This is a genomic window from Facklamia sp. P13055 (assembly GCF_050409445.1).
Taxonomy (GTDB): domain Bacteria; phylum Bacillota; class Bacilli; order Lactobacillales; family Aerococcaceae; genus Facklamia.
Genome location: NZ_JBNUPL010000007.1, coordinates 58,905 through 78,727, shown reverse-complemented (window position 1 = coordinate 78,727; position 19,823 = coordinate 58,905). Strand labels below are relative to the sequence as shown.

Sequence of the window (19,823 nt, the reverse complement as noted above, 5' to 3'; positions counted from 1 at the left end):
TCCTACTTTCCTAAACAGAATTGACTAAATAACTTATCTAATAATTCATCTTGTACGCTATCACCTGTTATTTCGCCCAAAAGATCCCAGGCTCTAGTAAAATCTATTTGTACCAAATCAACAGGTACGTCTGCTTGACAAGCATTCACAACTTCGTCAAGCGCTTGAATTGCTTGCTTTAGTAAATTAGTATGACGTGAATTAAGTAAATAATTAATATCATTCGACTCTAAATTTCCCGTATAAAACAAATTTTCAATTCTTTCTTCTAGTAGATTTAATCCTTGATCTTTTAAGATTGAAATTGGGATGATTTCCTCTTTATTTACTACATTTGTCAACTTTGTAAAATCAATTTGACTCGGCAAATCGGTTTTATTTAATAAAATGATTCGCTTTTGATCCTTTGTCAAAGATAAAAGTTCTTTGTCAATTTCTGTCAAAGCTTCAGATTGATTTAAAATCAAAATAACTAAATCAGATTCTTCCATAATTTTACGACTTTTAGCCACACCAATTTGCTCTACCAATTCATCAGTTTGGCGAATGCCTGCTGTATCGATTAAATGTAGGGGGACTCCTTTGACATTGATGTATTCTTCAATAGTATCTCGAGTTGTTCCAGCGATATCAGTCACGATTGCTTTGTCAAATCCAGTTAAGTAATTTAGTAAACTCGACTTACCAACATTTGGTTTACCTATAATAGCTGTTCGTATTCCTTCACGGAAAAGACGGCTATTTTGAGCTTTTTTCAAAATTTGATTTATTTTATTTTTTACATATTGTGCTGTTTCTATAAGAGTTTGACTAGACATCTCTTCAACATCATCATATTCCGGATAATCAATCGTTACTTCAATTTGAGCTAAACTTTCAAGCATTTCTTGGCGCAATTGTCTAATTTGCTGAGATAGGGTTCCTTTTAATTGGTTTAGAGAAGCGTCCATAGCTTTACCTGTTTTAGCTTGAATTAAATCCATCAAAGCTTCTGCTTGTGACAAATCAATGCGACCATTTAGAAAGGCGCGCTTTGTAAATTCACCTGGTTCAGCCATGCGCGCACCTTCTAATAAACAACTTTCCAGGATTCGCTGCATAGCTACGATACCACCATGACAATTGATTTCTACTATGTCTTCACGTGTATAGGTTTTTGGTCCTTTTAAGATAGTGACCATTACTTCATCTAAGACTTTTTGATCCTTATCTACTATATGACCATAATGGATGGTATGACTTTCAACCTGACTCAAGTCTTTGCCTTTAAATATTTTTTTTATTATTGGCAAAGCATCCGGACCACTCATACGTACTATTCCAATAGCTCCCTCGCCAATTGCGGTTGAGATAGCTGCAATTGTGTCTAAAATATACATACTTAATACCCCCTTTAATCATAAAAAAAGTGCTCAACGAAAGATACCTAAGTTTTTTAGGTCATTCGAAAGCACTTTGACTGCCTGTCTATTTATCGTAGTAATTGTATCAAATCGTTATTCTTCTTGCAAGATAGGTGTGAAACTGTTTAGCTAAATTATATTTAAAAGAGAGTGTCTAGCTTTTTTTTAACATAAGCTCTCCAAAACATTTGCCTTAATAAAAACACCATTCCTCTAATTAAGAATGGTGATCTTCACTTATTCTAAGGTTAATTCTTCACTACTCAAAGGCGTTTGCGTATTACTACTATCTTCTTGCTTGACCCATTTGGGATCTATTTGATGAATTCCATTAGGAGGATAAGATATGGCATTGAGTAGCATACCATTTCCAAACACTTCTAAACTCACTTGATTAACAGAGTAATAGTCAGCAATATTCACCATCATGGCAATTGCTACCGCTTTTTCACCTGCTGGATGTCGGTTTAAACTAGCAACAACACCGCTTGAAAAATTGAGATGGGCTATTCCATTGGACTCATAAATATCAACCACTTGTATTTCGGGAGTAATCCATTGGTTATCGTAATAAAAGCGCTGAAAAGCTGTTGCTAGGGTATCGTTTGTTTGCCAGGCAAAGTCAACTGTCTCTTTTTGAATAAAAGGTTCTTCTGTTGAAGATTGAGGCATGTACCAATCCATTTTGCTTACTAACATTACATTATCTGTAATCGATTCTGCGAGATAATATTCCTCTTTATTTTCTTGCCATTGAGCAATAATCCCTTTATTAGCAGCAAATAGCTGATGTCTTTCGCCCTCTTCAAATTGAGTCACAACTTCAATCACTTCTTGATAGATTTGATCACCGATATTCACTTCTTTATATAAGCCGACGATTTTTGAAGGAATGTTACCGTCATATAACCATTCAGTTCCTACTTTTAAAGGAGATTGTAAAATGATTAGACCTTTTTCTAATTGATTAGCTTCTATTGAGTTTTTTAAATAATTAGTAAATCGATGCTCTTTTTCAAATTTTCCGTATAGTTCAATCACTTCAGTATTCCAACGATAGAGTTCAATGTTTTTTTCATCAGCTAGCGTCTCTCTCACTTGCATCTGTTGGTTTGTTTGATCCATATATTCAACATAGCTAGTTTTACCATTGGAAAGGATTTTTACTTGATTAGCATTATAAGGAAGAAAATTTTCTAAATTATAGTTTACATCTTCTCCTTCTTTAATCCACGAGTTAGGATCAATAACTACTTGGTCGGATGTATTGGCTTTCTTATTATTTATTTGATCTAGCTGTGTTTCTTTATTTTCTGCTTGTTTCTTCTCTATCTTCATTTGGTTTTCTTTACTCAATTTAATCATAGGTTCTTGTTTACAAGCTGATAAAGTAATAACAATTAACAAAAGCCAAAATATCTTTCTGCCAGACAGACTCAAATCCGTCACCTCCTAAAACAAGCTATATTATATCATAATTTTTATAACCATCTAATATAATTTTACTAATGCTTCGTTTTAAAAATAAGTCCATTGATTTATTCATGATAATTTTCAATTATGACTAAACATTTATAAAAAAGGTTTGAGAGAAAAAATCCCTAAGCAAAGCTTAGGGACGTAATTAATATTATGGGACATAATCTACCACTAAATATCGATTAGGATCTTTACCTTCAGAGTGGGTTGCAATATGCTCATATTGTCCAAGATAAGCATGAATTTGTTTGCGTTCATAAGCAGGTAACGGATCTAGGATGACTGTTTGTTTGGTAGTTAAAACTTGCTCAGCAGTTCTTTCTGCCATTTGTTCAAGTACATTTAAACGACGGTCACGGTAATCCCCAACATTTAATAAAACTGAGATTCGTTTACGATCACGTCTATGCAATAAAACCTGAACTAAAGTCTGTAAGGAATTGATAATTTTTCCATGTTTACCAATGACTAAACCTGATTTGTCCGTTTCAATATTAAAAACTAACTGATTACCTCTTAATTCGTATTCAATGTGCGATTCTGCACCATATAAACGAATAACTTCTTCGAGGTAATGGCAAGCCGCTTGATACTCTTCTTCTATTGTAGATTCACTTTGTGCAACCTCTGTTTCAGACGTTTGGTTTTCATTTGAAACTTTTTCACTCACTTTTGGCTCGACTGTTTCAGATTTTTTATCTTCTGCTTGTTTTTCAATGGAAGATTCTTTTTCTAAAACAACATTGTCAGTTTTTCTTTGATCGTGAACCTCTTCTTTAACAGGCTCACTGTGTTTTTGATTATTTTGACGGATATAATCTTTAGTTTTATTTACTGTTTCTTTATGTTTTTGACCTGTTTTATCCTTATGTTCCATTCCAACTTTTTTTTCTAATTGATTGGTTAATTCTTTTAATGATAAATCAGTCTTAGCTTCAATATGAACTACTGCTTCTTGCTTACCGAAGCCAAAGAAACCTTTTTTTCCTTCACTTATAATACGGATATCGGCTTCTTCTCGACTAATTCGCAATTGTTTTAACCCTTTTTCAATAGCTAATTCGACATTTTCAGCCCTAACAGTCATATTATGATCTAACATATCATCACTCCTTTTAATTTATTTACGACTTTTAACTTTTTTCAAGGCCTTACGCAATTGACGCTCTTTTTCTTTTTCATGAGCAATGCGTTCTTGGCGTTCTTTAATCATTTTATATGGATTGTTAAAAATTAAAATAATAATTACAGTAATTAAATTCGATATAAACCAATAAAGTGAAACTGCACTAGGTAAAGCAAAAGATATAGAGAAAATCATAATTGGCATAGTTATCATCATAATTTTCATTGAAACATTTTGTTGAGGATTTGCTTTACTACTTAGGTAAGTAGATAAAAATGTGAATAGAGCCGCTAAAAGAGGGAAAATAAAGTAAGGGTCTGGTTGTCCTAAATCAACCCAAAGAAACTGTCCTTGTCTTATAAGCTCTGTTCGCGAAATCACTTGATACAAGGCCATCAAAATTGGTAATTGAATTAAAGTTGGTAAGCAACCTGCGAATTGATTAACTCCTTTTTCATCAAACAATTCTTGTTGCTCAGCTTGAAGTAACTCCATTGAGTGACGATCTTTATGAGGGTACTTAGCTTTAATGGCTTCAATTTCCGGTTGTAACTCCATTATTTTATTTTGAGATTTCATCTGCATTAATGTCAAAGGGGTTAGCAAAAGACGAATTAAAAGGGTTAAACTAATAATACCTAAACCAAAATTATGACCCATTAAACCACTTAGCCAAACAATAAATTGAGAGAAGGGATAGAGAACAAATTGATCCAAAAGATTTGATGAATCGTTAGTAATCGGTTCATTAATATTTGCACAAGCAGATAATACCACTACAATAGCTAATAGCAGTGAAAGTTTTAAAATTTTATTTACTTTTTTATTGCTCATTACGACCTCCAGATTTTTCTAGTTTAAATAATGGTTGGATAATTTTAGCTTTCTTCATAACGTGAATAATCGATTTCTTTATTTGCTTTAAATCCTTATCACAAATATCCTTACGAGCAATCAATAGAAAATCAACTTCAGGAATAACCATATCTTCCACCTCATGCAAGGCTTGTCTTAAATAGCGTTTTATTTGATTTCTAAAAACTGCATTACCTAACTTTTTACTTACTGACAAACCGACACGAAAATGTTTTTGACCTGGTTTTGAATAGGTATAAATAACCAGTTGACGGTTTGCTGTAGAGTTTCCTTGATGAAAGACTCTTTGAAAATCCTTATCACTTTTTACTCGATATTCTTTTTTCATTAGACTATCACTCCGATGTTTTAGAGTCCTCATAATATTATATCAAAAATAAGAATAATTGGAATCTCTCTCTTTATTTTATAAAAAAAAGGCCTCACTTGGAAGCCTCAAAATTATGCAGTTAACTTTTTGCGTCCTTTTAAGCGGCGCTTGCTTAATACACGACGTCCATTTTTTGTTGACATGCGTTTACGAAAACCGTGTTCTTTACTACGTTGACGTTTTTTAGGTTGGTATGTTCTCTTAGTCATGCAATACACCTCCTTGTTGCTAAATATAAACAATACTAGAATAGTTTATAAGAATGACTCCTTTAAAGTCAAGTGTTTTTTAATATTCTATTAAATATCTCAATCGATGTAAAATCTTAACAATTGTCAACAACTTATCCACAGTTTTTAAACAAACCCTAAAAAAATAAACTTCTTTTAACAAACTAGAGGATAAAATTATCCACATTTTCTAAGCTTGTCAATAAATATTATTTTATCCACAAACTCTGTTGAAAACATTATTTAAACCTTTAAGAAAGTTGATGACATAGGAATTGTTATTTTTTTCTTTTGCACAAATCTACTTAATGTTTACTAAACTATTTTTTTATCCACACATTTAATTAACATGTGGATAACTTAAATGTGAGTATGTGGATAGAGCTTTTTACACATTCTCAACTTGTGGAAAACTCTAAATATGATACAATAATCTTAACTATATTAACTTATTCGAGGTGAAATGAATGGATGAAAAAGATCTTTTTTGGCAAGGAGTTCAAGATTATTTAAAAGAAATCCTGTCCACTTCTTCCTATCGATCCTGGGTTGAACCTTCAATCCCTACTCGAATTGGTAATCAATCAATTACGATTGCAGTTCCTAATCCGATGACTAAAAAATATTGGGAAAATCATTTGGTAAACTATATATTGCAATATAGTCGTGAACGATATGGTATTGAATATGAACCTCAATTTATAATTTATCAAAGCAAGCAAAATGAACCCATGCTTTCGAAATCGATTGATAAGCAAGGAGAGACAGATAGTCTTCCAAGCTTTTCTGACTCAAAATTAAATCCTTCTTATACCTTTGAAAACTTTGTGATTGGTGAAGATAATAAAATGGCTGCAGGAGCTGCCCTGGCAGTGAGTGATGGTCCAGGAAAAACTTACAATCCCTTTTTAATTTATGGTGGTGTAGGTTTAGGAAAAACTCATTTAATGCAAGCTATAGGTAACGATATCCTACGTAAAAACCCTTCTACTAAAATTAAATATGCAACCAGTGAATCTTTTGTTAATGATTTTATTACCAGTATTCAAAACGGTTCTCAAAAAAAATTTAGGGAAATGTATCGTGAAATAGATGTCTTATTGATCGATGATATTCAATTTTTATCGAAAAAAGATGCCACTCAAGAAGAATTTTTCCATACCTTTAACGAACTTTATAATAATAATAAACAAATTATTTTAACTTCAGACCGTTTACCAAATAATATTGATAATCTCGAGGAAAGGCTTATTTCACGATTCAAATGGGGATTATCAACCGACATTACCCCTCCTGATTTGGAAACTCGTATCGCTATCCTTAGAAAAAAGGCTGCAAATAATCGATTGGATATTGATTCTGAAACTCTCACATATATCGCTAATAATGTAGATACAAACATACGTGAATTAGAAGGAGCTTTAATGAGAGTTTTTGCCTATGCAGCTATAGAGGGCAAAGAAATTACAAGTCATTTAGCCGCAGAAGCTCTCTCTTCTATTTTTGGAGAGCAAAAAGAAAAGGTAATTGATGCCGAATCTATCATTTCTACTTGTAGTCAATTTTATAAAATATCCACTGAACAAATTAAAGGAAAGAAAAGGAACAAAGAAATCGTTACTGCTCGTCAAATTGCTATGTATCTTACACGTGAATTAACAGAACTATCTTTTCCTAAAATTGGTGAAGCTTTCGGTAATAAAAACCATACGACGGTTATCCATGCTTATGAAAAAATCTCTGAAGATCTTAAAAGTAATACTACCCTCAAACATGAAATTGCAACAATCAAACAGATGCTAGAATAAAGAATGTGGATAAGTCTACTATAAAAAATCATCTTTACACATAGTCATCAACAATGCTAAAGCTTAGTTTGTAGAACTCTTTATCACTTATACACTCTATCAACAAGCCCTACTATTATTACTTAGATATATAATAATTATTTATAAAGGAGAAAATTATGAAATTTACAATTAACCGATCTGCTTTTACTCAACAAATAAATAATGTTCAAAGAGCTATTCCTTCTAAAACAACCATTAACATTCTATATGGAATTAAATTATCTTTAGATAGTAATGGAATGACTTTAATAGGTAGCGATGCTGATATATCTATCGAAAGTCATATTGCAGTTGATGAACCCTTAGCTAATTTACAAATTGAAGAAACAGGCCAAATTGTATTACCTGCACGTTTATTAAATGAAATTATTAAAAAATTACCACAAGATGAGGTAATAGTGAGTGTAGATGATCAATTTAAAGCAACTATTCAATCTGGTAATGCAAAATTCCAAATTGTTGGTATTGATGGAAATGAGTATCCTCGTTTGCCTATTATTGACCTAGATCATCAAATTCAACTTCCAACACTTACTTTTAAAAATATGATTCATCAGACTATTTTTGCAGCTTCTAATCAAGAATCACGTCCAATTTTAACAGGACTTCACTTAATGCTAGAAAAAGATTACTTAGTGGGAGTGGCAACAGATAGCCATCGTTTAAGCCAAAGAGAAATTCCTTTAAAATTAACTGAGAATTCGCATCATTTAGAAGCAATCACTGTTCCTAAAAAAACAATGATTGAATTGGCTAGAATAGTTCCTGATAATGCTGATTTAATGATGACTATATCGAATCAACAAATTATTTTTACTTTCGAAAACATAACAATTTATTCACGCTTACTGGAGGGTAATTACCCTGCTACTGATCGGTTAATTCCTAATTCATCTGAAACAGAAATCGTCTTAAATGCGGCTGATTTTCTGCAAGCAATTGAACGGGCCTCTTTAATGTCACATGAAGGAAAAAATAATATTGTCCAATTAGATATTCAAACAGACCATATCGAGTTATTTGTAAAAGGAAATGAAATAGGGAATGTGGCAGAAGAAATTCAATTTGTTTCCTCAAATGGTGAAGAGCTTCAGATTTCATTCAACCCTGACTATATGAAAGAAGCTTTGAGATCTTTTGGCGATATAGAAATTACCATTCAATTTAATTCAGCAGTTCGTCCAATGCTTATAACACCAAGTGTAAAGAGTGAATTACCCCACAATGATTTACTGCAATTATTAACACCAGTTCGTACACATTAAAACTTTTTAGCGGGTCTAATAAACGACCTGCTTATTTTTTGCCATTATTTAGCATTTAAGCCTAATTTAACTTAAATAAGCTTTTTATACTCTGAAGGTCAAATTTATTTAAAATGGCATTTTTTCGCCAAAAATTTGAGATTTAAGCTATTTAGTAGTATAATGAATCTAATAAATTACTAATGAGGTGGCCAAATGGAACATAAAAAAGTCAAAATAGATAGTGACCATGTAACACTCGGCCAATTATTAAAAATAGTAGATTTAATATCCAGTGGTGGAATGGCTAAATGGTACTTAGGTGAATTTACTGTCTATTTAAATGGCGAATCAGAAAATCGACGAGGAAAAAAATTATATCCTGGAGACCGTGTGGAGTTTGTTCAGGATGAATTAATAGTAGATGTCGTAGATCAATAAGATAGCTTATGAAAATAAAAGAATTAAATTTAACCAATTTTAGGAACTATAAAGAGCTTTCGATTGATTTTCATGACGGTCTAACTATTTTAGCTGGTGAAAATGCCCAAGGAAAAACTAACATCCTTGAGGCCATTTTTTTGTTGTCTTTGGCTAAGAGTCATCGAACCAATCATGATCAAGAAATGATTAGTTGGGAAGAAGATTATGCAAAGATAGTCGGCCAAATAACCACTAAAAACTCTCAATTTCCTTTAGAAATCATATTAAATGATAAGGGTAAGATTGCTAAATACAATCACCTCGATCAAAAGAGACTTTCTCAATTTATAGGTAAATTAAATGTTATCCTCTTTTCTCCCGAAGACATGCAATTAGTTAAGGGGTCTCCAAGTCTAAGAAGAAAGTTTTTAGATACAGAACTCGGTCAAACCCATCCCATCTACCTACAAAATTTATTAGAATATCATCGCTTACTTAAACAAAGAAATGCTTATTTAAAGCAAGCGCGTGAAAAACATACTTATGATCCAGTTTATTTAGACATCTTAACTGATCAGCTAATTGATGCAGGAAGCCAAGTAATTAAATATCGTTTGCAATTTGTTAAAGATTTAGAAGCAATGGCTCACCCGATTCATTATGAACTTTCTAATGAAAGAGATAGCTTATCAATGGTCTATAAGTCTTCCTCTTCTAAACTTGATTATGAGAAGATTGATTTAATTAAAGATCAAATGAGTGAATTGTTCAAATTGTCTATTCAAAGGGAAATCCATCAAGGAGCTACCATATATGGACCTCATCGAGACGATTTAATTTTTAATATTAATGGAAATTCAGCTCAGCAATTTGCCTCACAAGGCCAACAACGAACAGTTGTTCTTAGTTTAAAGTTAGCTGAATTGGATTTATTTTATACAATTGATCAAGATTATCCAGTTCTTTTATTAGATGATGTTCTGTCCGAGTTAGATGATCATCGTCAATTTATTTTGATGAGTAAAATCGAAGGGAAAGTTCAAACAATTTTAACCACAGCTAGTATTGAAAATATTCATATTCAAGAGCTAAAAAATTCTTCAATAAGACATATAAGTAAAGGTAAAGTTCAATAGGAGGATACAAATGGCAGAAAATAACGACAAGAAAAATGTAACTCAACCCCAATATGATGCTGAACAAATCCAAGTATTAGAAGGATTGGAAGCTGTCCGTAAACGACCAGGAATGTATATTGGATCTACTGCGAGTACTGGATTACATCATTTAGTTTGGGAAATTGTTGATAATTCTATTGATGAAGCTTTAGCTGGCTATTGTAGTCAAATTGAAGTAGTCATAGAAGCGAATGGTTCTATTTCGGTAACAGATGATGGTCGTGGAATCCCGATCGATATTCAATCTAAAACAGGCAGACCTGCTGTTGAAACGGTTTACACCGTTTTGCATGCGGGTGGCAAGTTTGGTGGTGGCGGTTATAAAGTTTCAGGTGGTCTCCATGGTGTAGGAGCCTCTGTTGTGAATGCTTTATCAAGCGAACTATCAGTGGAGGTTTCACGTAATGGAAAAGTTCATCAAATTAAGTTTGAAAGAGGAGCTATTGTATCTGAGTTAAAGGTGGTTGGAGAAGCAACGGAAACAGGTACTAAAGTTAATTTTGTACCGGATCCGTCAATCTTTACTGAAACAACGGATTTTAAGTATGAAATATTAAATGAGCGTATCCATGAGCTAGCTTTCTTAAATAAAGGTTTACGCATTTCTTTACAAGATCGACGGATGGATCGCGAAGCTGATGATAGTTATTTATTTGATGGTGGAATTAAATCATACGTTTCTTATCTTAATGAAGACAAGGGATTAATTTTTGATGAACCTATCTATATTGAAGGTGAACAAGATGGTATTGCTGTTGAAATCGCTCTACAATATACAGATGCTTATCAATTAAATTTACTGTCTTTTGCTAATAATATTCACACTTATGAAGGAGGAACACATGAATCAGGTTTTAAAACAGCTTTAACACGGGTTATTAATGACTATGGTCGTAAAAATAACTTACTTAAAGATGGTGATGATAACTTATCTGGAGAGGATACTCGTGAAGGTCTGACAGCTGTTATTTCGGTTAAACATCCAGATCCTCAATTTGAAGGTCAAACTAAGACAAAATTAGGGAATTCTGAAGTACGAACTGTAACAGATCGCCTTTTCTCTCAACATTTTGAAACATTTTTATTGGAAAATCCTAAAGTTGCACGTTTGATTTTAGATAAAGGAATTCTAGCTTCAAAAGCACGAATGGCTGCCAAGCGAGCTAGGGAGATGACCCGTCGTAAATCCGGTTTAGAAATCGCAAACTTACCTGGTAAATTAGCGGATTGTTCTTCTAAAGACGCAGAAAAATGCGAACTATTTATTGTCGAGGGAGATTCAGCAGGTGGTTCGGCTAAACAAGGCCGTTCAAGAATGTATCAGGCTATTTTACCAATTAGAGGGAAAATCTTAAATGTTGAAAAGGCCTCAATGGAGCGTATATTGAGTAACATTGAAATTCGCTCGTTATTTACTGCCATGGGCACTGGTTTTGGAGCAGAATTTGATGTGAGCAAAGCCCGTTATCATAAACTAATCATTATGACCGATGCAGATGTCGATGGTGCGCATATTCGTACGTTATTATTAACGCTTATTTTCCGCTATATGCGTCCTTTGATTGATGCAGGCTATGTTTATATTGCACTTCCGCCACTCTATAAATTAAAAGTTGGTAAAAAAGAGATTTATTTAGATACACATGAGCAATTACTCCAATGGGAAAAAGAAAATCCAAATACTAAGTATTCATTACAAAGGTATAAAGGTCTTGGAGAAATGAATGAAGATCAACTTTGGGAAACAACTATGAATCCTGAAAATCGTCGGATGCAGCGAGTGACTGTTGATGATGCAGTAGAAGCGGATGCAGTGATGTCTATGTTGATGGGAGAAGAAGTAGAACCCCGTCGTGTCTTTATTGAAACAAATGCAGTCTATGTACGTAACTTGGATGTATAGAATTACCCTTGAAAGGAGTTAGTCATGACGGAAGATCATTTTGATGTTAGCAAACAATCTTTTGAAGAAATCAATTTACCTGATGAAATGCGTAATTCATTTTTGGACTATGCTATGTCAGTAATTGTCGCAAGAGCCCTACCAGATGTTCGTGATGGATTAAAACCTGTTCATCGTCGTATTCTATATGGTATGAATGAATTAGGTGTTACACCTGATAAACCACATAAGAAGTCAGCCAGAATTGTTGGGGATGTTATGGGTAAGTATCACCCTCACGGTGACTCTGCAATCTATGAAGCCATGGTAAGGATGGCGCAACCCTTCTCCTACCGCCAAATGTTAGTTGATGGCCACGGTAACTTTGGTTCAGTCGATGGTGATGGTGCAGCTGCAATGCGGTATACTGAAGCTAGAATGGCTAAAATCACTCTAGAAATGTTAAGAGATATTAATAAAGATACAATTGATTTCCAAGAAAACTATTCTCAAGAAGAAAAAGAACCGGTTGTATTACCAAGTCGTTTCCCTAACCTTTTAGTTAATGGAGTTTCTGGTATTGCAGTTGGTATGACAACTAATATACCACCGCATAATTTAGAAGAAGTCATTGACGCTTTACAAATTCTTATGCGTAATCCAGAAGCGACTGTGGATGAATTGATGGAAGCTTTACCGGGTCCTGATTTTCCTACTGGTGGAATTATTGTTGGAAAATCAGGTATTCGCCAAGCTTATCGGACAGGTAAAGGAAAAATCACAATTCGCGGTAAAGTTGAAATTGAATACTTTGGTAATAATCAAGACCGTGAGCGAATTATTATTAAAGAATTACCTTATGGTGTAAATAAAGCTAAATTAGTTGAAAGAATTGCTGAATTGGGTCGTGATAAGCGAATTGATGGTATCTCCTATATTGCTGATGAGTCTGGTCGTGAAGGTATGCGGATTGTAGTTGAAGCACGTCGAGACGCTTCTGCTCATGTTATTCTAAATAACTTATATAAACATACTCCTTTACAGACTAACTTTGGTATTAATATGCTAGCGATTGATTTCGGAGTTCCTAAAATACTAAATTTAAAAGAAATTCTTGAAAAATATTTAGCCCATCAAGTTGAAGTGATTACGCGACGGACTAAATTTGAAAAAGGAAAAGCAGAAGATCGGGCTCACATTTTACAAGGTCTACAAAAAGCCTTAGATGTCATTGATGAGATTATTGCTATTATTCGTTCTTCCCACGATTCAGAAACAGCTAAGCAAGAATTGATTAATCGTTTTGAATTTTCGCAAATTCAAGCACAATCTATTTTAGATATGCGATTGGTTCGCTTAACTGGATTAGAACGAGAAAAAATCGATGCCGAGCTAAAAGATTTACAAGAATTGATTGTTCGCTTGACTGAAATACTTTCTTCTCAAGAAAGAATTTATGAAATTATTCATGATGAATTAAGAGAAATACTTAAGAAATATAATGATCCAAGAAGAACTGAAATCAAATTGGGTGAAATTCAGTCTCTTGAAGATGAAGATTTAATTGATGAGGAAGATATTTTGATTGCTTTAACCACTTCTGGTTATATTAAGCGTATGACTGAAGATGAGTTCCGTGTTCAAAATCGAGGTGGTAGAGGGGTTAAAGGAATGGGAGTGAGTGACGAGGATTCCATTCAAAGCTTAGTTTCTGCCTCCACCCATGATACCCTCCTCTTTTTCACTAATTTTGGTAAGGTTTATCGCGCTAAGGGTTACGATATACCTCAATATGGAAGAACTTCGAAGGGCTTACCTATTATTAACCTCTTAAACTTAGATAAAGAAGAGTATGTAAGAGATATAGTTAATATTCGTAGAGAAGCTGATGATGAAGACACTCATCTCTTGTTTGTTACTAAAAATGGGACCGTTAAGCGTACTTTAGTAAGTGAATACTATAACATTCGTACCAATGGTTTAATTGCTATTAAATTAAGAGAAAATGATCAGTTAGTGAATGTATTAATTACTGATGGACAAAAAAATATTATCATTGGTTCTAATAATGGTTATGCCGTTAGCTTTAATGAAAATGATGTCCGTGATATGGGTCGGACAGCCTCAGGTGTCAGAGGTATGAGACTCCGTTCAGGAGATTATGTTATTGGTGCTGCTATTTTAGATGATGATAAGCAAGTTCTTGTAGTGACAGAAAATGGTTACAGTAAGCGAACTGAATCTAACCAATATGCTATTAAAAACCGAGGCGGTAAAGGTGTAAAAACATCTAATATCTCTCAAAAGAGTGGTAAATTAGCTGGTTTAGTCACTGTTGATGGTGATGAAGATTTACTAATCATGACCAATGAAGGAGTCGTCATTCGTGTTCATATCGATTCGATTTCAACCGCTTCAAGAGATACCTTGGGAGTTAAGGTTATTCGATTAGATGATGATTCTATCGTTGATAAAATTGTTGTCATTGAAAAAGATGAAGAAAATACAGAAGAAGATATGTCGGAATCTGATAATTCAATAGAAAATTCAGAGGAATAGAAAAATTAGATTGATTTCTTAAAAATAGAGTGATAAAATTATTAAATGTGAGTTAATAGCTTAATAGCTTAACTCCTTGCTCTATGGAGCCATTAGACCAAAAGGAGGTGCAGTCATGAGTCAACCAACTAAATATGAAATCCTTTATATTATTCGTCCAGATATGACCGACGAAGCAAAGAAAGAATTAATTGCTCGTTTCGATCAAATCTTAGTCGATCAAGGATCAGAAGTTGTCGAATCAAAAGACTGGGCTAAGAAACGTTTAGCATACGAGATCAACGATTATCGTGAAGGTGTTTACCACTTAATTACTTTAACCGCTGATGATGCTAAAGGGATCAACGAGTTCGATCGTCTAGCACGAATCAACCGTGATATCTTACGCCATATGATTACAAAAGTAGAAGAATAATCACTATGTTTCACGTGAAACACTTGTAGGAGGAAAATTATGAATACCGTACAATTAGTTGGGCGTTTAACCAAGGAAATTGATTTACGCTATACTTCTTCAGGAACTCCAGTTGGAAGTTTTACACTAGCTGTAAATCGCAGTTTTACCAATCAACAAGGTGAGCGTGAAGCAGATTTTATTAATTGTGTGATTTGGCGTAAAGCTGCTGAGAATTTAGCTAACTTTACCCGTAAAGGTTCTCAAATTGGAGTCGAAGGTCGTATCCAAACAAGAAGTTATGATAATCAACAAGGACAGAGAGTATATGTTACTGAAGTTGTTGTAAGTAACTTTCACTTATTAGAACCAAAATCAGTGACTGAACAACGTCCAGTTTCCGATGGTAATCAATCATACAAACAACCAAATCAAACGAATCAGTTTAAAGCTCAACCAAATCAAACGAATAGTAATGATTTTAGTTTTAATCAAGACTTCAGTCAAAATAGTAATCCATTTGGTGACAGTCAGAAGGTGGATATTTCTGAAGATGATCTACCATTTTAGAATAATGTAGAGGAGGAAAATGCATGGCACAACGTCGTGGAGGAAGACGTAGAAAAAAAGTTTGTCATTTCTGCGCTAATCATATCGATTATATTGATTACAAAGATACAGATCTTTTAAAAAGATTTATTTCAGAAAAAGGCAAAATTTTACCTCGTCGTGTAACAGGTACTTGCGCAAAGCATCAACGTACATTGACTAATGCAATTAAACGCGCACGGATCATGGCTTTATTACCATTTACCGTTCAAGAATAATATTTGACCACCCTTTGGGTGGTTTTTTTGTTTCACGTGAAACATTAAGTAATTAATTAGTAGATAGAACATTTCACTTAAATATGATAAAATAAGTGATATTAATACTACGAGGTGTACTGTGTTTAAAAAAATAAAACTAAAAGAATTTTTTGATTACTTCCATTCGCTTCAAATTTCTTGGCAGATTTATTCTATTTTATTAATTTATATAGTTTTAATTGGAGTAGCCTTTAAATTAGAGTGGCGTATAGGTGTATTATTACTAATTTTCCTTAGTATCATCATTCTATTTTTTACCTTTAATATTAAAGGTTTTATTAAGGATTTAACGAAGATGGCGAGTCATATGTCAGAAAATGCTTCTTTAGCGCAAGAATATGCCCTATATAATGCTCCAATAGGAGTAATACTCTATGATCAAGAAGAAAGAGTAACGTGGACTAACCCAGCTATTAAGAAGATTTTTGAACAGGATATTATTGGTGAAAAAATTGAAAAAGTGGATGGGAAATTGACACAAATTCTTGGACAAAGTAATATGAGTCAATGGCAAGAAGTGTCTTTAACTAATGGTTATTACCGAGCCTTACATCATCATGAATATAAAGCACTTTATCTTTATGACATTACACAAGATATCGAAATTCAAAAAGTAATCGGTGAATCCATTCTAGTAATGGGATCTTTATTATTAGATGATTTTGATGATCTCATTTATGCGATGGATGATGAAGCAAGTGCAAAATTTGAATCTGATTTAATCAGTCGTCTTAATCGCTGGGCAGATCATTATCAAATTTACTTAAAGCAAACTGATGAAGATCAGTTTCTACTTTTGTTGAATGAGAGTTCTTTAAATGAACTCGAAAAAGAAAAGTTTGAATCCATTGAAGCTATTAAAGAGTATTATACCAGTCGAAAAATTCCTATATCGCTTTCTCTCGCTTTTTCTTATAGTCGAAATACTCAACAAAATATAATTGAAGTTTCTAAGCAGGTTAAATCAAACCTAGACTTAGCACTAGGTCGTGGCGGAGACCAAGTTGTCATTCGTGAAATAGAAGGAAAAGCAAGGTTCTATGGCGCAAAGACTAGTTTTACAGAAAACCGTTCGGATATACGCAGTAAAATGTTTTTCCAAGCGCTTAAAAGTACGGTATTGACTTATGATCGAATTTTAATTAGTGGACATCAGTCACCAGACTTAGATTCAATTGGTTCAGCCTTAGCTGTCAGACAAATTGTAAAATCTTTTGATCGCCAAGCCAAAATTCTGATTGATAGAGATGAACTCAACCAAGATATAAAAGGGATTATTAATAATGAGTACTTCGAGAAGTCTGATGAAGAAGTTTTCATTGAAGAAGCAGATTTAGATAACTACTTAAATGAAAAAACTCTACTAATTTTGGTAGACCATCATCGAGCGATGATTTCACAAGCTGAGTCTATCTTTTTTGACTACGATATTGTTATCATTGATCACCATCGCCAGGCAGAAGAATTCCCCAAAAATTGTGTGCTAAGTTATTTAGAACCTTCGGCTTCATCAGCGGTCGAATTACTCACGGAATACTTTAGTGTGATGGATGAAAAGGAAAATGCAATTGATGAAATGCTTGCAACAGTTATGCTAGCTGGTATAATTATTGATACCAATCAATTTTCTTTAAGGACCGGGTCGAGAACTTTTGAAGCAGCGGCATATTTAAAGTCTATGGGTGCAGATAATATAAAAATTAAGCATCTGTTAAAAGAAAGTTTAGAAAGCATTAAAATTAAAAATCGCTTGATTGAGAATACTGAAATAATCGATAAGGTCTTTGCGGTAACAGTAACGGATGAAGATATAGTAGTGGACAATGTCTTAGCTTCTCAAACAGCTGATGATTTGTTAGGAATTGATCAAATTGAAGCTTCATTTGTTATTTATAAACGCCATGAGAACGAAATAGGTATTTCAGCTAGAAGCTTGGGGAAAATAAATGTCCAAGTTATTATGGAAAAGCTTGGAGGTGGAGGTCATTTATCTAACGCAGCAACACAGATAAAAGACCAAACAATCCAAGAAGTAGAAGAACAATTAATTAAGGTAATTAATGTTAAGGAGGACTAAAAATGAAAGTCATTTTGTTAGAAGATGTTCGTAAGCAAGGTAAAAAGGGTCAGATTATAAATGTTTCAGATGGTTATGCTAATAATTACTTAATTAAAAATGGTTTAGCAAAAGTAGCTGATGCTAAAGCAATGAGTGAATTCAAAGCACAAAAGAAAGCTCAAGCAAAGTTGGAAGCGGAAGCATTGCAAGAGGCAAAAGATTTAAAAGTACAAATTGAAAAAGAAGAAACCATCGTTATCATTTCAGCTAAATCAGGTGAAGATGGTCGTTTATTTGGAACCATCCCTTCTAAACAAATAGCACAAGAATTAAAGAAACAATACGACATAGAAGTAGATAAACGTAAAATTGAGTTAGAAAATAACCTTTCATCCTTAGGTTTCCACAATGTTCCGGTTAAATTGCACACCGAAGTAATAGCAACTATTCGTGTAAAAGTCGAAGCAGTTTAGATAAAATATAAAGAGGTGAGACGATGGATATTTCGCAAATGAATCAGATGCAAGCACCTCAAAATATTGAAGCAGAAAGATCTGTCTTAGGTGGTCTTTTATTAGATCCAAAGAAATTAGCAACTGTTCAAACACTTTTACAAGAGCAGGACTTTTATAAAGTAGCCCATCAGCAAATTTTTGCAGCTATGGAGAGAGTTTTTGATCGCGACAATACCTTAGACCATTTGATGTTAAAGAATCAATTAGATGCTTTGGATCAACTAGAAAATGTCGGAGGCTATGAATATATTGTTGAACTAACAGGTTTCACTCCGACCACTGCTAATATTGAAAATTATGCCAGAATTGTTAAAGAAAAATCTATATTGCGACAACTCATTCATGCATCATCGAAAATTTCTCAAGTTGCTTATGATGAAGAAAATGCAATAGAAGAGATCATCGATCAAAGTGAAAAGTTAATTTTATCAATAGGAGAAGGCTCTCAGAGTAATAGACCTCAAATGATGAGGCAATTGATAGCCGAGGCTTTTGATAATATCGTAAAATTAGCAGAGGAAAAACGCGATGTTGTTGGTCTTCCTACTGGTTATCATGAGCTGGACAAATTAACTAGTGGTTTTCAACCCGATCAGTTAGTTATTATTGCCGCTAGACCTTCTGTTGGTAAAACAGCATTTGCCTTAAATATAGCACAGAATGTCGCAACTAAATCTAAGGTTCCAGTTGTAATTTTCTCCTTAGAGATGAGTGCATTAGACATGGTATATCGGATGATTTGTGCAGAAGGAAGTATACATGCATCGAATCTACGAACAGGGCAATTGACGGATGATGAATGGAAAAGTTTCACGGTAGCAACTGATATATTAAGAGAAGCTCCTATTTATATTGATGACTCAGCTGGTATACGTGTTTCAGAAATTAGGGCTAAGTGTCGTCGTCTAAAACAAGAAAATCCTGATTTAGGTTTAATCGTTATTGACTATTTACAACTTATTGATGGAAATGGAAGAGAAAACCGCCAACAAGAAGTCTCAGAAATTTCGCGCCAGTTAAAGAAACTATCTAAGGAATTATCGGTTCCAGTAATTGCCTTATCACAACTTTCTCGTGGTCTGGAACAAAGGCAAAATAAGCGACCTATTTTAAGTGATATTCGCGAGTCGGGTTCAATTGAACAAGATGCAGATATTGTCGCTTTTCTTTACCGTGAGGATTATCACCAGCAAAATGGTGATACAGACGAAGGACACAAGGACGATTTACCAGATAATACGGTAGAAGTAATTATTGCTAAAAATAGAGCAGGTGCAAGAGATACTGTCAAACTACTTTTTAAAAAAGAGTATAATAAGTTTTCAAGTTTATCCTATCAAAAAGAACCTTTTACTGTATAATATAG

At 33.6% G+C, this 19,823-nt stretch carries 18 protein-coding genes; 12 read left to right on the top strand and 6 right to left on the bottom strand.

Annotated elements, in window-relative coordinates:
• Nucleotides 1-2: 2 nt before the first annotated feature.
• The 6 genes from mnmE to rpmH form a co-directional block, all read right to left on the bottom strand.
• The gene (mnmE, locus tag ACQV2O_RS04335; RefSeq protein WP_428873038.1) at nucleotides 3-1,379 is read right to left on the bottom strand and encodes a tRNA uridine-5-carboxymethylaminomethyl(34) synthesis GTPase MnmE; all 1,377 of its coding nucleotides are present in this window, start codon (nucleotides 1,377-1,379) and stop codon (nucleotides 3-5) included.
• A 261-nt stretch (nucleotides 1,380-1,640) separates the two neighbouring features.
• Entirely contained in the window at nucleotides 1,641-2,843 is a 1,203-nt protein-coding gene (locus tag ACQV2O_RS04330; RefSeq protein WP_428875079.1) for a hypothetical protein, read from the bottom strand.
• 190 nt (nucleotides 2,844-3,033) lie between these two features.
• Nucleotides 3,034-3,984: an RNA-binding cell elongation regulator Jag/EloR gene (jag, locus tag ACQV2O_RS04325; protein ID WP_428875078.1), complete on the bottom strand. Its 951-nt coding sequence runs from the start codon at nucleotides 3,982-3,984 to the stop codon at nucleotides 3,034-3,036.
• Nucleotides 3,985-4,002: 18 nt separating this feature from the next.
• Nucleotides 4,003-4,842, bottom strand: coding sequence for a membrane protein insertase YidC (gene yidC / locus ACQV2O_RS04320; protein ID WP_428875077.1), 840 nt, complete (start codon nucleotides 4,840-4,842; stop codon nucleotides 4,003-4,005).
• On the bottom strand, nucleotides 4,832-5,212 hold the full coding sequence (gene rnpA / locus ACQV2O_RS04315; RefSeq protein ID WP_428873042.1) for a ribonuclease P protein component: 381 nt from the start codon (nucleotides 5,210-5,212) through the stop codon (nucleotides 4,832-4,834). Before rnpA ends, yidC begins: the two co-directional genes overlap by 11 nt.
• A gap of 113 nt (nucleotides 5,213-5,325) precedes the next feature.
• On the bottom strand, nucleotides 5,326-5,463 hold the full coding sequence (gene rpmH, locus ACQV2O_RS04310) for a 50S ribosomal protein L34 (RefSeq protein ID WP_258436956.1): 138 nt from the start codon (nucleotides 5,461-5,463) through the stop codon (nucleotides 5,326-5,328).
• A gap of 488 nt (nucleotides 5,464-5,951) precedes the next feature.
• Here rpmH and dnaA point away from each other — a divergent pair, with 488 nt between their 5' ends.
• From dnaA to dnaB, 12 genes are all read left to right on the top strand, one after another.
• Nucleotides 5,952-7,292, top strand: a complete 1,341-nt coding sequence (gene dnaA, locus ACQV2O_RS04305; RefSeq protein ID WP_428873043.1) for a chromosomal replication initiator protein DnaA — start codon at nucleotides 5,952-5,954, stop codon at nucleotides 7,290-7,292.
• Between the two features lie 158 nt (nucleotides 7,293-7,450).
• Nucleotides 7,451-8,599 (top strand): DNA polymerase III subunit beta, encoded by a 1,149-nt coding sequence (gene dnaN, locus ACQV2O_RS04300; protein WP_428875076.1) that lies wholly within the window; start codon nucleotides 7,451-7,453, stop codon nucleotides 8,597-8,599.
• Nucleotides 8,600-8,794: 195 nt separating this feature from the next.
• Nucleotides 8,795-9,019: a S4 domain-containing protein YaaA gene (gene yaaA / locus ACQV2O_RS04295; protein WP_428873045.1), complete on the top strand. Its 225-nt coding sequence runs from the start codon at nucleotides 8,795-8,797 to the stop codon at nucleotides 9,017-9,019.
• A gap of 8 nt (nucleotides 9,020-9,027) precedes the next feature.
• Nucleotides 9,028-10,137 carry a DNA replication/repair protein RecF gene (gene recF / locus ACQV2O_RS04290; RefSeq protein WP_428873046.1) on the top strand — a complete coding sequence of 370 codons (1,110 nt, stop codon included), beginning with the start codon at nucleotides 9,028-9,030 and terminating at the stop codon, nucleotides 10,135-10,137.
• Between the two features lie 10 nt (nucleotides 10,138-10,147).
• Nucleotides 10,148-12,082 (top strand): DNA topoisomerase (ATP-hydrolyzing) subunit B, encoded by a 1,935-nt coding sequence (gene gyrB, locus ACQV2O_RS04285; protein WP_428873047.1) that lies wholly within the window; start codon nucleotides 10,148-10,150, stop codon nucleotides 12,080-12,082.
• Nucleotides 12,083-12,106: 24 nt separating this feature from the next.
• Nucleotides 12,107-14,620 (top strand): DNA gyrase subunit A, encoded by a 2,514-nt coding sequence (gyrA, locus tag ACQV2O_RS04280; protein ID WP_428875075.1) that lies wholly within the window; start codon nucleotides 12,107-12,109, stop codon nucleotides 14,618-14,620.
• Between the two features lie 115 nt (nucleotides 14,621-14,735).
• On the top strand, nucleotides 14,736-15,035 hold the full coding sequence (rpsF, locus tag ACQV2O_RS04275; protein ID WP_428875074.1) for a 30S ribosomal protein S6: 300 nt from the start codon (nucleotides 14,736-14,738) through the stop codon (nucleotides 15,033-15,035).
• Nucleotides 15,036-15,071: 36 nt separating this feature from the next.
• The gene (ssb, locus tag ACQV2O_RS04270; RefSeq protein WP_428873160.1) at nucleotides 15,072-15,584 is read left to right on the top strand and encodes a single-stranded DNA-binding protein; all 513 of its coding nucleotides are present in this window, start codon (nucleotides 15,072-15,074) and stop codon (nucleotides 15,582-15,584) included.
• 23 nt (nucleotides 15,585-15,607) lie between these two features.
• Nucleotides 15,608-15,841: a 30S ribosomal protein S18 gene (rpsR, locus tag ACQV2O_RS04265; RefSeq protein WP_428873050.1), complete on the top strand. Its 234-nt coding sequence runs from the start codon at nucleotides 15,608-15,610 to the stop codon at nucleotides 15,839-15,841.
• 121 nt (nucleotides 15,842-15,962) lie between these two features.
• Nucleotides 15,963-17,960, top strand: coding sequence for a DHH family phosphoesterase (locus tag ACQV2O_RS04260; protein WP_428873051.1), 1,998 nt, complete (start codon nucleotides 15,963-15,965; stop codon nucleotides 17,958-17,960).
• Nucleotides 17,961-17,962: 2 nt separating this feature from the next.
• A complete protein-coding gene (gene rplI / locus ACQV2O_RS04255; RefSeq protein ID WP_428873052.1) occupies nucleotides 17,963-18,415 on the top strand; it encodes a 50S ribosomal protein L9 in 453 nt (150 codons plus the stop codon).
• 23 nt (nucleotides 18,416-18,438) lie between these two features.
• Nucleotides 18,439-19,818, top strand: coding sequence for a replicative DNA helicase (dnaB, locus tag ACQV2O_RS04250; protein ID WP_428875073.1), 1,380 nt, complete (start codon nucleotides 18,439-18,441; stop codon nucleotides 19,816-19,818).
• Nucleotides 19,819-19,823 lie beyond the last annotated feature (5 nt).

Bases quoted from the DNA above. Each gene is read 5' to 3' on its own strand.
- mnmE (WP_428873038.1), bottom strand. From the start codon at position 1,379: ATGTATATTTTAGACACAATTGCAGCTATCTCAACCGCAATTGGCGAG.
- jag (WP_428875078.1), bottom strand. From the start codon at position 3,984: ATGTTAGATCATAATATGACTGTTAGGGCTGAAAATGTCGAATTAGCT.
- yidC (WP_428875077.1), bottom strand. From the start codon at position 4,842: ATGAGCAATAAAAAAGTAAATAAAATTTTAAAACTTTCACTGCTATTA.
- rnpA (WP_428873042.1), bottom strand. From the start codon at position 5,212: ATGAAAAAAGAATATCGAGTAAAAAGTGATAAGGATTTTCAAAGAGTC.
- rpmH (WP_258436956.1), bottom strand. From the start codon at position 5,463: ATGACTAAGAGAACATACCAACCTAAAAAACGTCAACGTAGTAAAGAA.
- dnaA (WP_428873043.1), top strand. From the start codon at position 5,952: ATGGATGAAAAAGATCTTTTTTGGCAAGGAGTTCAAGATTATTTAAAA.
- dnaN (WP_428875076.1), top strand. From the start codon at position 7,451: ATGAAATTTACAATTAACCGATCTGCTTTTACTCAACAAATAAATAAT.
- yaaA (WP_428873045.1), top strand. From the start codon at position 8,795: ATGGAACATAAAAAAGTCAAAATAGATAGTGACCATGTAACACTCGGC.
- recF (WP_428873046.1), top strand. From the start codon at position 9,028: ATGAAAATAAAAGAATTAAATTTAACCAATTTTAGGAACTATAAAGAG.
- gyrB (WP_428873047.1), top strand. From the start codon at position 10,148: ATGGCAGAAAATAACGACAAGAAAAATGTAACTCAACCCCAATATGAT.
- gyrA (WP_428875075.1), top strand. From the start codon at position 12,107: ATGACGGAAGATCATTTTGATGTTAGCAAACAATCTTTTGAAGAAATC.
- rpsF (WP_428875074.1), top strand. From the start codon at position 14,736: ATGAGTCAACCAACTAAATATGAAATCCTTTATATTATTCGTCCAGAT.
- rpsR (WP_428873050.1), top strand. From the start codon at position 15,608: ATGGCACAACGTCGTGGAGGAAGACGTAGAAAAAAAGTTTGTCATTTC.
- rplI (WP_428873052.1), top strand. From the start codon at position 17,963: ATGAAAGTCATTTTGTTAGAAGATGTTCGTAAGCAAGGTAAAAAGGGT.
- dnaB (WP_428875073.1), top strand. From the start codon at position 18,439: ATGGATATTTCGCAAATGAATCAGATGCAAGCACCTCAAAATATTGAA.